This is a genomic window from Novosphingobium sp. AAP83 (genome assembly GCF_001295795.1).
Taxonomy (GTDB): domain Bacteria; phylum Pseudomonadota; class Alphaproteobacteria; order Sphingomonadales; family Sphingomonadaceae; genus Novosphingobium.
Genome location: NZ_LJHY01000065.1, coordinates 1 through 13,010, shown reverse-complemented (window position 1 = coordinate 13,010; position 13,010 = coordinate 1). Strand labels below are relative to the sequence as shown.

The 13,010-nt window shown below is 61.2% G+C and carries 18 protein-coding genes; 2 read left to right on the top strand and 16 right to left on the bottom strand.

From position 1 onward, the window contains the following. Window positions 1-44 precede the first annotated feature (44 nt). Window positions 45-731 (top strand): hypothetical protein, encoded by a 687-nt coding sequence (locus IP81_RS18230; RefSeq protein ID WP_054109430.1) that lies wholly within the window; start codon window positions 45-47, stop codon window positions 729-731. After that, complete coding sequence (locus tag IP81_RS18225) at window positions 724-1,575, top strand: nucleotidyl transferase AbiEii/AbiGii toxin family protein (protein WP_054109429.1); 852 nt, start codon at window positions 724-726, stop codon at window positions 1,573-1,575. The genes IP81_RS18230 and IP81_RS18225 overlap by 8 nt, the downstream gene beginning before the upstream one ends. 51 nt (window positions 1,576-1,626) lie before the next feature. Here IP81_RS18225 and IP81_RS18220 read toward each other — a convergent pair whose 3' ends face one another. From IP81_RS18220 to IP81_RS21075, 16 genes are all read right to left on the bottom strand, one after another. Further along, window positions 1,627-2,055: a ribbon-helix-helix protein, CopG family gene (locus IP81_RS18220; protein WP_054109428.1), complete on the bottom strand. Its 429-nt coding sequence runs from the start codon at window positions 2,053-2,055 to the stop codon at window positions 1,627-1,629. Then, on the bottom strand, window positions 2,052-4,112 hold the full coding sequence (locus IP81_RS18215; protein ID WP_054109427.1) for a conjugal transfer protein TraG: 2,061 nt from the start codon (window positions 4,110-4,112) through the stop codon (window positions 2,052-2,054). The genes IP81_RS18220 and IP81_RS18215 overlap by 4 nt, the downstream gene beginning before the upstream one ends. Before the next feature lie 34 nt (window positions 4,113-4,146). Next, window positions 4,147-5,895 (bottom strand): DUF3363 domain-containing protein, encoded by a 1,749-nt coding sequence (locus tag IP81_RS18210; protein WP_054109426.1) that lies wholly within the window; start codon window positions 5,893-5,895, stop codon window positions 4,147-4,149. A 235-nt stretch (window positions 5,896-6,130) separates the two neighbouring features. Beyond that, entirely contained in the window at window positions 6,131-6,763 is a 633-nt protein-coding gene (locus IP81_RS18205) for a lytic transglycosylase domain-containing protein (protein ID WP_054109425.1), read from the bottom strand. A gap of 144 nt (window positions 6,764-6,907) precedes the next feature. Then, on the bottom strand, window positions 6,908-7,240 hold the full coding sequence (locus tag IP81_RS18200; RefSeq protein WP_054109424.1) for a DUF736 domain-containing protein: 333 nt from the start codon (window positions 7,238-7,240) through the stop codon (window positions 6,908-6,910). Further along, window positions 7,237-7,827 carry a S26 family signal peptidase gene (locus tag IP81_RS18195; RefSeq protein WP_054109423.1) on the bottom strand — a complete coding sequence of 197 codons (591 nt, stop codon included), beginning with the start codon at window positions 7,825-7,827 and terminating at the stop codon, window positions 7,237-7,239. Before IP81_RS18195 ends, IP81_RS18200 begins: the two co-directional genes overlap by 4 nt. Then, window positions 7,824-8,345, bottom strand: coding sequence for a DUF2840 domain-containing protein (locus IP81_RS18190; protein WP_054109422.1), 522 nt, complete (start codon window positions 8,343-8,345; stop codon window positions 7,824-7,826). The genes IP81_RS18195 and IP81_RS18190 overlap by 4 nt, the downstream gene beginning before the upstream one ends. 247 nt (window positions 8,346-8,592) lie before the next feature. Then, the gene (locus IP81_RS18185; RefSeq protein WP_054109421.1) at window positions 8,593-9,459 is read right to left on the bottom strand and encodes a replication initiator protein A; all 867 of its coding nucleotides are present in this window, start codon (window positions 9,457-9,459) and stop codon (window positions 8,593-8,595) included. After that, complete coding sequence (locus IP81_RS18180; RefSeq protein ID WP_006964014.1) at window positions 9,459-9,710, bottom strand: AlpA family transcriptional regulator; 252 nt, start codon at window positions 9,708-9,710, stop codon at window positions 9,459-9,461. The genes IP81_RS18185 and IP81_RS18180 overlap by 1 nt, the downstream gene beginning before the upstream one ends. Before the next feature lie 118 nt (window positions 9,711-9,828). Then, window positions 9,829-10,284: a DUF2285 domain-containing protein gene (locus IP81_RS18175; protein ID WP_054109420.1), complete on the bottom strand. Its 456-nt coding sequence runs from the start codon at window positions 10,282-10,284 to the stop codon at window positions 9,829-9,831. A 118-nt stretch (window positions 10,285-10,402) separates the two neighbouring features. Then, window positions 10,403-10,600: a transcriptional regulator domain-containing protein gene (locus tag IP81_RS18170; RefSeq protein ID WP_054109419.1), complete on the bottom strand. Its 198-nt coding sequence runs from the start codon at window positions 10,598-10,600 to the stop codon at window positions 10,403-10,405. A 137-nt stretch (window positions 10,601-10,737) separates the two neighbouring features. Next, window positions 10,738-11,001, bottom strand: a complete 264-nt coding sequence (locus IP81_RS18165; protein WP_054109418.1) for a DNA -binding domain-containing protein — start codon at window positions 10,999-11,001, stop codon at window positions 10,738-10,740. A 226-nt stretch (window positions 11,002-11,227) separates the two neighbouring features. Then, window positions 11,228-11,407: a helix-turn-helix domain-containing protein gene (locus IP81_RS19915; RefSeq protein WP_231627125.1), complete on the bottom strand. Its 180-nt coding sequence runs from the start codon at window positions 11,405-11,407 to the stop codon at window positions 11,228-11,230. A 132-nt stretch (window positions 11,408-11,539) separates the two neighbouring features. After that, the gene (locus IP81_RS18155; protein WP_006964005.1) at window positions 11,540-11,857 is read right to left on the bottom strand and encodes a DUF736 domain-containing protein; all 318 of its coding nucleotides are present in this window, start codon (window positions 11,855-11,857) and stop codon (window positions 11,540-11,542) included. A 380-nt stretch (window positions 11,858-12,237) separates the two neighbouring features. Then, the gene (locus IP81_RS18150; RefSeq protein ID WP_054109478.1) at window positions 12,238-12,717 is read right to left on the bottom strand and encodes a hypothetical protein; all 480 of its coding nucleotides are present in this window, start codon (window positions 12,715-12,717) and stop codon (window positions 12,238-12,240) included. A gap of 105 nt (window positions 12,718-12,822) precedes the next feature. After that, on the bottom strand, window positions 12,823-13,010 hold a 188-nt coding region (locus tag IP81_RS21075), incomplete at its 5' end, for a hypothetical protein (RefSeq protein ID WP_054109416.1).

The window sequence follows — 13,010 nt, the reverse complement described above, 5'->3', positions numbered from 1 at the left end:
AGAAATTCTTGAAACTTTCATAATTAGGAAGTATTGAGAATTTTATGTCCAGCCTAGCGCAACAGGTATCCGCAAGCGCGCTGCGCGACCGGGTCTTCAATGAACGCCAGCTCAGCGAACTGCTGGGGGGAGGCGATGCCCGGCGTTATGGCCTCGTCAACCGCGCCCTCAAGGACGGGTCACTCATTCGCCTGAAGCGCGGGGTTTATACGCTTGCCAAGGCGCATCGAAGCGCTCCTGTGCATCCCTTCGCGGTGGCGCAGGCTTTGCTTCCCGGGAGCTATATTTCCTTTGAAAGCGCGCTGGCTTACCATGGCTGGATTCCTGAGGCGGTGCTTGTCACTGCCAACGTGACGCCGGGGCGTAAAACGCTGGAGATCCCGGCCACCGAATTCGGCTCCTTCAAATATCATCCGCTCGCCATTGCTGATTATTGCTTCCTTGGCGGCGTCGAACGGGTGACCTTCGACAAGCTCACCGCCTTTGTCGCTAGGCCGCTGCGCGCCCTTATGGATCTTGTCGCCCTGCGCAAAGTGGAATGGTCTGGCCTCGATTGGCTGACCAGTGGCATGCGGATCGATGACGAGGCGCTTCTGGCATTGACGGAAAGGGACTTTGCCGCAGTGAAGTCGGTTTACAAGCACAAGGCAGTCAATGCCTTCCTTTCCGAGCTTGAAGATGTGGTTCTGACGACAAAACGGGCTCAAGGCAGGGGATCGCTGCATGATTGACATCATCAAGGAAAAGCTCGGCCGCTATGGCGCCACCAATGCGCTTGAAGAGGAAAACGCGCTCAAGGAGATCCTCCAGGAGATTGCGTTATACGCGCTGTGGCGCGCCGATTTCTTCGATTGTGCCTTGTTCCAGGGCGGCACCAGCCTGCGCATTCTGCACGGCCTGCCACGCTTTTCCGAGGACTTGGACTTTCTCCTGCGCGTGCCGAACATGGACTTCGACTGGTCCCCTTACCTCGAGGGGATGACCGAGGTGTTCGGCCAGTTCGGGCTGGCACTGGAAGCTCAGCCCAAGCCGCGTATGGATACGGCCATTCGCCAAGCGCTGCTCAAGGACGATTCCATCGCCAGCCAGCTCGACTTGTCATTCGCAGGCACCGGCCATCGCAAGGCGATCAAGATCAAGCTGGAAATTGATGTGAACCCGCCCGCAGGATCGGACGAGGCAACTACCTACCTTGATTTTCCAGCTGATTATGAGGTGCGCCACCAAGATCTGGCATCCAATTTCGCGCTGAAGATCCATGCCTTGCTATGCCGAGGCTTCCTCAAAGGTCGCGACTGGTTCGACTTCTCCTGGTATGTTTCGCGCGGGCTCGAACCCAATTTCGTCCTTTTGCAAAACGCGCTCGTTCAGGCAGGGCCATGGGCCGGTGACGGGTCGCTCCACGTCGACATGGCATGGTTGAAGGCTGCGCTTTCTGGCACAATCACTCGGATCGAGTGGAAGGAAGCGGCAAAGGATGTCGAGCGCTTCCTGCGTCCTGCCGATCTCAAATCGGTTGATCTGTGGAGTGAGCGCTTTTTCCTCGCCAAGGTCGATAAGCTCGCCGGGGGATAAGCGGATGGATGATTGTCCGCCTGCCGCGCTAGCTTTGAGCGCATTGCGAGATCAGGCGTCAGTCGCGCTCGGTATCTCTCGCCCCACTTCATCCCGCAGCTTCGGCCCCGCCTCCATCCGCCGGGAAAGTGATTCCACAAATCCGTGCCACCTCTTCTTGCCCATCGCCTGCGCCGCCTTCATTGCCGTGTCGGGTAGCGGCGGATTGCTAGTGAGCCAGAAGCGCACGAACAGGCCAATCGCTTCATTCGTCAATTCCACATGCCATTCGAGCCGATCCAGTTGCCGCGACAGGCGATCGAGCCGCCTCGCCAGAGCGGCTTCCATCCGCTCATCCTGATCGGATTGCAGCAGGGACATCAACGCCGCTTCCACCACTTCGGTGCGCGAGACGCCGCGGGCATGAGCGCGTTCCTCCAGCAATTTGGCCAGTTCGATATCGAGCCGGAAGGTTTGTTTGCTGTGGGGCTTCTTCCTCACAGGTCGATGCCGTCATCGGGGTCGAGCGATGCATTTCGGGCATTGCGATGCATTGTGCGATCAGCTTCCCGTTTGGCCCTGGCTGCGTCATCCTCGGGCGCATCGCGATCAAGATCGAACTCATTGACCGGTGGCTTGGGGACGGGAACGACATCCTCATGTTCACCCAGTTCGGGTTCTCGCCTGATGCCGGAGTTCGCCGTATCATTTTCAGATTCGGCCCCATCGGCATCTGACGGCACATCCGGTTTTGGCTGATCAACCGGCGGCTGTTCGGAGCTTTTCGCTTCGGCCTGGGCTGGTTTGGTCGGCAGCGGTGCCACAATGGGTGCGAGCGCAGACCAGTCGTCCTTTGGCCGTTTTTTCGGGTGCAGCGGTTTGGGGGTGGGTGCCGGTAGAAGGCGCGCGCGGAACCTCGGGTCGAGAAAGTATTTTGCCTTTTCCGCGCGGATCGGCGGCGTGCTGGCCACCAGAACAATCTCCTCGTGCTCAGAAAACTGCTGAACTTCGCCGGGGGTCAGCAACGGCCTCGCGGTCTCAGTACGTGAGACCATGATATGGCCGAGCCATGGCGAGAGGCGATGCCCGGCATAATTCTTCATTGCCCGCATCTGGGTGGCGGTGCCGAGCGCATTGGAAACGCGGCTGGCGGTATTGTCATCATTGGCCGCGAAAGCGACGCGGACATGGCAATTGTCGAGAATGGCGTTGTTCGACCCGTAGGCTTTTTCAATCTGGTTCAGCGACTGCGCGATCAGGAATGCCTTGATCCCGTAGCCTGCAACAAAGGCCAGGGCGCTTTCGAAGAAATCGAGCCGCCCCAAAGCCGGGAATTCGTCGAGCATGAACATCACGCGCTGCCGGCGACCCTTGGCTTTCAGCTCTTCGGTCAAGCGGCGACCGATCTGATTGAGCATCAGGCGGACGAGTGGCTTGGTTCGGCTGATATCGGAAGGAGGAATGACCAGATAGAGCGACACAGGTGCCGCTGAATCGACAAGATCGGTGATGCGCCAGTCCGAGGCGCCGGTGACCTGCGCAATCACCGGGTCGCGGTAGAGGCCGAGGAACGACATGGCCGTCGACAGGACGCCAGACCGCTCATTGTCAGACTTGTTCAGCAGTTCCTGTGCTGCGGCTGCTACAACGGGGTGGATACCGTCCTTACCGAGGTGCGGGGTCGTCTTCATGCGGTGCAGCGTGGTTTCGATCGAACGGCGCGGATCAGAAAGGAAGCCAGCGACCCCGGCCAGCGACTTGTCCTTCTCGGCATAGAGGACGTGCAGGATGGTGCCGACGAGTAGCGAGTGGCTGGTCTTCTCCCAATGCGTGCGCTTTTCCAATGACCCTTCGGGGTCGATCAATATGTCTGCGATGTTCTGGGCGTCACGTACCTCCCCATCGCCCTTCCGGACTTCGAGCAGCGGATTGTAGGGATTGGATGCGGGGTTGGTCGGATCGAACAGCAGGACGCGGCCGTGTCGGGCGCGAAAGCCCGCCGTCAGATCCCAGTTCTCGCCCTTGATATCATGGACGATGCAGCTGCCCGGCCAAGCGAGCAGCGACGGGATGACGAGACCCACGCCTTTGCCGGAACGGGTCGGCGCAAAGCAGAGAATATGTTCGGGACCATTGTGCCGCAGATACCGGTTCTTGTGCGAGCCGATCACCACGCCGTCCTGCTTCAGGAGGCCAGCCTTGCGGATTTCCTTGTCGGTCGCCCAGCGCGCGGAACCGTAGGTCTCTGACTGCTTCTCCTCCCGCGCGCGCCACACCGACATTGCAATCGCGATAACTATGGCGGCCATGGCACCCGAGACCGCGATGAATGCGCCGGTCTGGAAGATCTGCGGTGCATAGGCGTCGAACGCAAACCACCACCAGAAGAAGGCGTAGGGCGGGTAGATTGGCCAAGGTCCAAGCCAGAACCAAGGCTGGCCGAGCTCGGGTTGGTACGCAAGGGCGTGGGCCGTCCATTGGGTGGCACACCAGATGCCAAGCAAGGTGACGCTTATGACGGCGATGACCTGACCCCAGAGAATACGGGTGGCGTTCATTGAAAGCTACTCCTGATGAGGGGGTAAATGAGGGTCACAGGCTGATCCCGCGGCCCAAGGCCCAGTCGACAGTACCGCCCGGCGACATGGTGCCGGTGATGTGCTGGCCGAGGTGCTGATCGAGCGCCGGGCGCCAGGGCACGAGCTGAAAGCCCAGCCCTTCGTCGATCATCGCGAAGCGGCCCGTCGAAAGCGTCACCCGCTCCCGATAGATGCCGCTGACATAGTCGCCTGCGCCCGACGGTTTGTGCTCAAGTCCCGTGCGCGCGGCGATGGCCTGCGTGGCGGCCGTCAGTTCCTGATTCTTCAGCGTCCCGACGAGATCCTTAGCAAGGATGACCCGCTGGCCCTGCCGGCGGGCAAGCCCCTGCGTTTCGAGATGGCTGGCGCGGGCATCCAACGCATCGCGCACCTCGCGCCCGAAACCATTGCCCGTTGCGACGGGATCGCGGGCCACAAGCTGGCGATCAAGCCACGTCGCGCCAGGTGCTTTGATCTGTGCCTCGAGGGGTATGTCTGATCGTGTGGCGAGCGACAGCCGGTCATCCCCTTTGGCATCCTCCCATGAGCGCAGTTCGACGATCGATCCGGCTTTGGCATCGCCGGTCATCTCCATGTCATTGAACCGCAGATGGTGCGTGCGACCATCGACACCGTCGACGATGGCATAGGCACTGCCCGTCAGCTCGTCGTGGAGGCCACGTTCGACCAGGCGCCCGATGACCGGCTCGCTTGGGACGTCCTGATGCAGGGCCAATGCCGATACATCAAACCGCCCGCCGTCGCGGCTCATGGCATTGTGCATCGTCTTGATGATGTCGTTACGCACCGAAAGATCGCGCAATGTGTTTTCGGCACCGGGCTCCAGCGCCCACACCGCAGGCCCTTCGCGTGCCGCCAGTCCCAGCTGTTCCAGTTTGGCGGCGCGGCCCAGAAGCAGCCGGCGCATTTCGGGATCGGCGTCGCCGCCTGGACGCAGATCGACAAGGCCTGCAGTATCCTGCCCCAAGCGTTCAAGCTGCCGGTCAAGACTGGTCCAGCGCTCGGCATCGACCTCGCGTTCGAGCGCGGTGCGGATGTCCAGCTCTGTGCGCGGCCCCAGTTCGAGCGTCACCCGCTCTTCCGCCCGGAACCGCAGCCCTTCGCTGATATAGCCCCGGTCAATGACAAGATCGGCGCCGTCGCTGGCAACGCCGCGCACCAGCACATGGATGTGCGGATTGTCGGTGTTCCAATGGTCAACGGCTACCCAGTCCAGTTCGGTGCCCAGATCCTTGGCCGCGTCAGCCATCAATTCGCGGGTGAAGCTGCGCAGGTCTTCCATGTCCCCGGCGTCTTCGGGCGAGACGATGAAGCGAAAGTGGTGCCGGTCATCTTCGCAACGCCCTGCAAAGGCATCCCGATCAGCCCTGTCGGTCTGGGCATCGAACATCGAGGCGTCGCGCCCGTCGCGGGACACGCCGTCACGCTCAAGATACTTGATGTGCTTTGCCAGCGGTGCGGCGCGGTAATGCGCACCTTTATGGCGAGCGATGCGCGCCATAACAGTAACGCGGCGTTGGCCAGGTGTGCGGCGCATCGCGGCAACCGTCCGACGCCCGCGCGCGGCTTTGCCGCTGCCACTCCCGCGTTTCAGACCCGCTCGCCGTGAACCCGCATGGCCCGCCTTGTTGGCGGCACGCTGGACCTGAGCCGCCAGCTTCTGGCTTCGCCGTCCAGAGGCTGCACCGCTGTCCCTGCTTCTTCCCGGCCGCACCCGAAATTCATTGTCGTCGCGGCTCATTTTGAAGGTGCCAGACGATTGCGCGGCAGATTTCCGGGCGCGTGGGAAACATCGTATGGCAGGCCTTGCCCGGTGCCATACGAAATTATCGCGCTACAACAACCACATGAGGGCCAGGTGCTGGCACTCCTTTTATCTTGCCCTCCAAAAATGCCCTCTCGCTCAAACACGAGCTTCCCCGCCGTCCCTTTCCGACACGACGCCCGAACCGTCGGAGATGCGCTGGCGTAACCCATCACGGATTTCGCGGTGAAAGCGACACAAACAGGGGGTGCGGCGCAGGGCTCGATAACGGCAAAGAGGCCGACGGCGACGCAAGCTGGGTGCGCTGTGGCTGCACATCGGCAGCACCGTCATTGCTGCTCGCTTCTACATCGCCGCGCGGTGTGAACAATGTAGCCTGACGCCAGGGATGAGCATTGGCAGGTGGCATGGCAGCAGGCGAAGCGATGCTGGCCATTCCAAGACCTGGCGCGATCTGGGCGACGTAGTTGACGGTTTCTGCCGGAAGACTGCGACGACCGGCAACATAGTCATCGGCACGGCCTGGTCCCGCATTGTAGGCCGCCAGCATCAAGCTGACATTGCGATACCGATCCCACATGGCGCGCAGATAGGCCGCACCTCCAAGGATGTTCGCACGCTCATCGAACGGGTCAGAGCCAAGGCCATGCCGCGCGCTCAGCATAGACCAAGTGCCGGGCATGATCTGCATCAGCCCTATGGCTCCTGCAGACGAAACCGCGCGCGAATTGCCGCGACTTTCCGCCCGCATCACAGCCCATATCCACAGCTCGGGAATGCCGAAGCGCTGCGATGCCTCTGCGACATGCGGCGCATAAGGATGCGCTGCAAACTGGTCAGGCACCGTCGCAACTGCGGCAACCGGAGAAGTCGCCGCTGCCAGGCCGAGAGCGAAACAAGTGCCGGGAAGGAGAAGGTGAAGGCGCAGCCGAACGGCAATCCGAACTACGGAACACCTGCGACGGCGAAGCGAAGCAACGGTCATGGCCTATTTCCGATCGCGATTGGTCGGACGCGACCAGAGCAGGTGATGCTCGTCGTCACGGGACATGGACCGAAGCAGGTTGGCGCGCAGGGGATGGGCAAAGGACGGGTCGTCGATCTGCACCGCGACAAAGGCACCGGCGCGCTCGCCTGTGCGGTTCCAGCCAGCACCAATTTCAGTGCCGGTTTCGGCATCGCCGAGCAGCACGCGCCAGTCGGGTGCATTGTCGCTGTCGTTCGATGGAGCCGGGACGAGCGTCACGACAGCATCGAGCATGAGAGTCCGGATTTGCCCCGTGAAACTGTCTTGCGCGGAATGAAAGACACCGATCATCATGGTCTGTGCTCCTGGTTGGTGGTTGGGGAAGCGGCGGATGCACCAAAGCCACGCCAGCGCAGGGGCTGGTCAGGTGCATCACGGGTAAGGATGGGGTGTGCCGTGCCGATAAGACCGGCTGCGGGCAGAGCGCCGAAATAGCGCCCATCAAGGCTGTCGGGTGCCGGGTTCAACAGGAACAATTCGTCTGTCCGAACGCGGTGACAGCCCTGCCAGCTTGGCAAAGGCCGACCCATTCTGTCGTGCGATTTGGCTATGGCGACACGCTTGCCGTCCACCGAGACGACAGCGCCGGCGCGGCACACCCATTGCCCGGGCAAAGCCGCGACATGTTTCATGAGCGGTACGCCGATCGGCAGATAATGGCGCTCGGCCATCATCCGCGTGGTCGCAGTCGGCGGCACAATGGCGACCAGTTCGCCGGGCCTTGCGCGTGTATCGCCCTCGAGGCGATAGAGGCCGATGGGCGCACTGGCGCTCGCGTTCCACATCAGTCGCGGTCGCGGCGACAGCATGGCGACTGCTGAGAACCCGGCGCTGAACAAGCCTGCCCACAGTATCGTGGCGCGAACATAGCGGCGGCTCATGCTTCGAGCGCCTTGCGCCGGAGCCAGGCCGCGTGCCGCTCCGCTGTGTAAGCCCTGAACGGCATTCTGGCATTCAGCCGGTTGCCGACGTGGCGCCAGTGATCTGGCGATGCGTCGCACGGATCAACACCGGCGGCTTCGACCGCATCGACGGCCTGCAACACCTGTGCGACCTTGGGCCAGCCCTCGATGTGCAGCAGGATGTCAGCGCCGGGACGGACAAACGGCAACGTCGTGTAGGCCTCGCCCGGTGCCACTGCCGTCACGATGTCGATGCACGAATGGATGGTGCCATAGTCGTTCGACGACCAGCGCACGAAGGCGAAGACCGCGCCGGGACGGAAGGCGATGACGCGCGTGCGGCGGTTGATGATCGTGTCAGCCGCAATGCGACCGAAGCGGATCCATTGTTCGTAGCGCTTCTCGATCCAGGTCACTTCGACCTCGGTCAAGGCGCTGGCTGTTGCTGACCTGATGGCGTGCGAGGAGCTGTGCCGCTGCGCAGTTGGCTCGCTCATGGCCGCGCTCCTGCCACCGCGAACCCGACAAGCTTGACGCGGGCGTTGAGCAGGCCCGTTGCACCGAGATTATCCACAGGCTGAAAAAGGGTTAGCAAGAATCCGAAGGATTCTTTTCTATTAGCATCGTTAGAGGAGCGCCGATTTACCGCAGATTTCTGCGGGTTTCCGCATGGTCCCGGTTTTCGATAGGCCGAGGATCGGGTTTCCGATGGGCCGAGTCCGACGGTTTTTAATAGGCCGAATGTCATGCCAACTTCTCCACAGGGAAACCGACGCGCCGGGCAGCGGCAACGAACGGGTCGACGGGGATGGGTTTGAAGATCAGCCGCTCGCGGCCGAAGCTGTGCTCAAGGCTCAGATGGTAGCCCGGGAGAGACTGCCGCCGGACGATGGTCCGCAGCTCGAATGCGAATTGCTTGAGCGGCGAAAGCGCACCTGATTTGAGATGAAGGTGCGGAACGTCGAAGCTCCAGCCACCGCGCTGATGTCCACCATGCTTGCGCACGATACGGTAGAGCCAGCGCTCAACGCCCCCTGTCAGCTTGAAATAGGCGCGGTCGATCGTCAGGATCAGGCCGCGATCGAGCACACCCGCATAGAACCAGTCGGGCAGGATAAGCTCGATGCCAACGGCGCGGCCACGGTCGTCGAGTGTTTCCCGCCATTCGTTGATCCAGGAGAAGCGGTGGCGTCGGCGCTGGTGTTGCTGGCGGATCGACGTGGCAACGGTCGTCGATTGCAAGCGGTCGAGCGCTGCGCGCAGCCGCTCATAATGGTCCTTGCCCGTCCCGCGCCCGATGAAGGTCAGAATCTCGTGCGGACGGGCGGCGATGTGCCGAGATGTCGGGCGGCCTGCGTCGCGCGCTTCGACGAGCTGACTCGCCGCCCAAATCAGAATGTCGGCATCCCAGATGGTCGCCATGCCGTGTTCGGCTACAGCTTCGACCGAGATCCACGTGGCCCCCATCGCAAAGTCGATCGGTGCGGAGCGCCGCGACTTGGCAAGGCTGAAGAAGGGCCAGGACATCAGATCCTGAGCATCGCGCGCGGCAATGTCACCGGGCATCGAGTAGAACAGGTCGAGCTGTTGCTGGGGGCTCACCGAACGCATCAACGGCGCACCGGTCGTGCTGACAGGCAAATGCCTTGTCCGGGATCGGATGTTGAATTGCGGCGACCATTTTGCGCCCAGGCATCGAGATCGACTATGGCATAGACAATCCGCCGACCGAGTTTGTGAAAGGCCGGCCCCGTCCCATAGCAACGATGCTTTTCAAGCGTGCGGGCTGACAGACCCAAATGCACGGCAGCATCTGGCGTCCTGACATAACGCGGGAATACCGGGACGAAATCTCCATCCATGAAATGTCTCCTGTGAAGTGCCGGACACAAGGGGTTGGCCCGGCGAGCAGGAGGCGAGATTTGAGATTTTCAGGGACTTGGGTGAACGGACATAAGGCGTGGCTTCCGAATGTCCCGATCAGTGGCCGCTCAACAGGGCTAGATAGCCGCCGTCGCGCATGGCGAGCGCCTGTCGCTGCCAGCGAGCAATTCGTTTGCGCTCGCTCGACGTATCCCATTCGGCGGCCGAATATCGTCCGGCATCGCGGGCGATAAGTTCGATGGCCAATTCGCGCGTGGTTGCACCGCCGGACAGCGCATCGAGCAACCGAAGCCATTGGACCAGACGCCAGTGCTCTGACGGACCGGGCGCAAGGCAGAACGGGAGCTTCTTCACATGTCCGAGATGGCAATGTTCATGAAAGTCGCAAACAGCGGCCTGCCGTGTTTCCCAAAATGCGTCGCCCGGAAGAACATAGGCGAGCGGTTCGGTCTCTGTTGTCTCGCCGCAAATATTCAGGCGGTAGCGGCGCTTAGCCGTCGATAGGACGAGATGCCGCCCTTCCTCATCGCGGTGCTGGGCCGCGATATTCATGCTCCCGACAATTTCGACTTGGCTGCAGCCGTCACAAGGGAATGGTGCCGGGCGCAAAAGGATGACGCTGGCCGCTGTAGATGGGTGCCAGATGATCGGGAGATGGTGGGCCGGGAGGTCAGGGTCCGCAGCGAAAGACCAACCCCCAGCGCCGGGCCAGACGCCTCAGCGCGAGTGGCGCAGCGTCAACGGCTTCAGCATATTGGTCGCGGTATTCAGGATTGCGGCGCAGGAATTCCTGCGCGAAATCCGTGCGGTCATAGGTTTCATACGCTTTGGCGTAATTCTCCGAACGCCAGTCGGGCGGCTTCTCCATCGCACCTCTCCTATGAGGTTTTTTTGGAGTCGAACGATCACGTCGGAGCCGTGAAGAGTGAAGTGCTCGAGTCAGTTCCGGGCTCCCCCGCGGCAGGGCACAATCGATTGCGCCATATTGGTGTTAACTGCTGGGTTTTATTGGGTTCGTGGGACCAGAAGGTGTTTGTAGCCGTGTTGCGTCATCCACTTGGCGCGGGCGAGATGGGTATCATAGACCCTTCGCGCACGCTCCGGCTCACTGGCAGGATCGATGGCGAAGATGATTGAAACCACCTCTTCCCATGAAGCCTCGTCCTTTTCGGCATCCAGCAGGCGAAGATACGTGACGAGGTGGCGCTCATCATACTCGCTCAATCGGCCTGACTGCGGTGGTTCATCGGCAAACTCAGGAGCCGACATGGGTCTCTCCTTGTAGCAAAACCTGTTTAGTGACTGCGCCCCTGCAACGCGCGCAGAGAAGCAGGGTGAACTTATCCCCAATCGGGCAGTGCGCTATCCCCAGCACGGGATAATGCCGAGCCCAGATTGCCGGGACAAAACATTCCCAGAGGCAATGATCTGCCTGTTGTAGTTCAGAAATTGTAAAATTGCTGCTGAGATTCGGTGAATGGCGGTGGGTTTGCGTTCAACGACCGCCAGGTTTCTCGAAAAATCGCACGGGATCGACGGCAAGTTCTTCTGCGAGTCGCTCGATAGTGTCGAGCGTCGGCGAATTGGCTGCGCGTTCGAGAAGGCCAACATAGTTGCGGTTGATTCCGGCACGATGCGCCAATTCCTCCTGCGAAAGCCCACTGGCGTGTCGCAATCGCCTTAAATTCGTCCCAAAAATCTCCCGAAGCCTCATGCTTCGTGGGTCGGCGTAACCCTAATATACTGCCACCCAATATACTAGGGATTCGTCATCGCCCGGTGTGACCCGGGCGATGACTTGGCCGATTCAATGGTCGTTGCGGCGGCTCGGGCGGTTCCAGACCAGATCGTGACTGCCGTCCTCGGCTTCGAAGAGCTGGGCGAAAATGGGCGCCATGAAGCTGGGGTCGTCGAGCTTCACCGAGAGGTACGGCCGGTCGTCCTGGGTGTGCTTTTTCCAGGCTGCGCCGATTTCGACTTCGCCGATGAGGACGCGGTGGGTGGGGGCATTGCCGCTGGTGTTTTCTTCCGCGACGATCCTGACTGATTTAGCCTGAAGTGCGAGAGTGACGATCTGGCCCCGGAGTTCGCCCGAAACCATCTTGAAGTTGCCGATCTTTGCCATGGATATTTCCTTTCCGTTGGACGGGACCGCGCCAGTGCGGCCTCGATGCGCGGATAAGGGTCAGCCAGTGGCAGGCGCCGCAGCGTCAGCCCGCAGCGTTAGCGAAGGACGGTGTGGTCGGGCTTTCTTGTCTCGCGAGGAACGGCGGAACGCCGGGGGAAGAAAGTTTGGCAAGCACCGTTGCGGCAAGCCTGCCAAGCGAAGCGTCTGGCTGACATGGGCGCGGATCGAAAGAGGCCGTACTGGTCGGTTCTGCCCGGAAGGCCGCCAGATGCTGATCGCATGCACTGGCTCGGGTGAACGCTGGCCCTGAACCCTCGGTTCAAAATCGGCCAAGCGGAGGACGCGACTGGAACACCGGTATTGCCCCCTCACGGCTATCACTCGGCGAACATTGATTGGCCTGTAGAGGCTTGCCCAGCCACGGGATCGGCAAACTGTGAGGTGACGCGCGTATCACGCTCCGACATCGTCACGCTTCGCCATGCCGAGAGGGATGTCGCCATAGCAGCGATGGATCCAAGGATCGCCAGCAGCATGCTGTTGTCCGTTGCCAGTGATCCAAGCGCGTGCGCGGCCTGAAAACCGGCGAATCCCGCAGGTATGGCAAAGAGGAGCGCGATCCCGGCACGGAGCATGGGGGAGCGGACAAAGGCGATAAGGCACTGTCCAATCAGAAGCGTAGCAATGCCTGCCGACAGTCCGCCCAAGATTGCTCCGAGATGGCCGACATCATGGCGGAGCAGCAGGAAAGCACAAGTGAGCCCGGCATAGACAGGCAGCGCGTAGCTGGCGAGGCGGAAGAGCAGCGCGAGCACATAAAGGCCAGCCACGGCCCCGAGGATGAGAAAAATGGTCATAAGCGTCCCTTGTCTGGACGCGCTCGCCACCACCTCCTCAGCGCAATCTGCGGTGCAAGAATAGCACGGCAGGGCACAGGCCGAAAAGGCGAAATGTGCCTGAGGCTAGCGGCTGAAGGGGTCATATTCGCGAACCACCTGTTCCGGGTCACCGTCAAATTCGTCAGCGGGGATGACGAAGTAGCCCTGATTGGTTTCGATGAGGACGATGACCGTCATCAGCGTCCGGGAGAGGTTCCAGCCAAGCGATTGTGCGGTTGCCAGTGGCATGTTGCGGCTCCTGCCTAGGAGCG

What these genes read in the sequence shown, in the direction of transcription:
- IP81_RS18185 (WP_054109421.1), bottom strand. Translation starts at nt 9,459, where the DNA reads ATGCGTTCGGTGAGCCCCCAGCAACAGCTCGACCTGTTCTACTCGATG.
- IP81_RS18225 (WP_054109429.1), top strand. Translation starts at nt 724, where the DNA reads ATGATTGACATCATCAAGGAAAAGCTCGGCCGCTATGGCGCCACCAAT.
- IP81_RS18195 (WP_054109423.1), bottom strand. Translation starts at nt 7,827, where the DNA reads ATGAGCCGCCGCTATGTTCGCGCCACGATACTGTGGGCAGGCTTGTTC.
- IP81_RS18155 (WP_006964005.1), bottom strand. Translation starts at nt 11,857, where the DNA reads ATGGCAAAGATCGGCAACTTCAAGATGGTTTCGGGCGAACTCCGGGGC.
- IP81_RS18170 (WP_054109419.1), bottom strand. Translation starts at nt 10,600, where the DNA reads ATGGAGAAGCCGCCCGACTGGCGTTCGGAGAATTACGCCAAAGCGTAT.
- IP81_RS18180 (WP_006964014.1), bottom strand. Translation starts at nt 9,710, where the DNA reads ATGGATGGAGATTTCGTCCCGGTATTCCCGCGTTATGTCAGGACGCCA.
- IP81_RS18175 (WP_054109420.1), bottom strand. Translation starts at nt 10,284, where the DNA reads ATGAATATCGCGGCCCAGCACCGCGATGAGGAAGGGCGGCATCTCGTC.
- IP81_RS18210 (WP_054109426.1), bottom strand. Translation starts at nt 5,895, where the DNA reads ATGAGCCGCGACGACAATGAATTTCGGGTGCGGCCGGGAAGAAGCAGG.
- IP81_RS18190 (WP_054109422.1), bottom strand. Translation starts at nt 8,345, where the DNA reads ATGAGCGAGCCAACTGCGCAGCGGCACAGCTCCTCGCACGCCATCAGG.
- IP81_RS18200 (WP_054109424.1), bottom strand. Translation starts at nt 7,240, where the DNA reads ATGATGATCGGTGTCTTTCATTCCGCGCAAGACAGTTTCACGGGGCAA.
- IP81_RS18215 (WP_054109427.1), bottom strand. Translation starts at nt 4,112, where the DNA reads ATGAACGCCACCCGTATTCTCTGGGGTCAGGTCATCGCCGTCATAAGC.
- IP81_RS18165 (WP_054109418.1), bottom strand. Translation starts at nt 11,001, where the DNA reads ATGTCGGCTCCTGAGTTTGCCGATGAACCACCGCAGTCAGGCCGATTG.
- IP81_RS18230 (WP_054109430.1), top strand. Translation starts at nt 45, where the DNA reads ATGTCCAGCCTAGCGCAACAGGTATCCGCAAGCGCGCTGCGCGACCGG.
- IP81_RS18150 (WP_054109478.1), bottom strand. Translation starts at nt 12,717, where the DNA reads ATGACCATTTTTCTCATCCTCGGGGCCGTGGCTGGCCTTTATGTGCTC.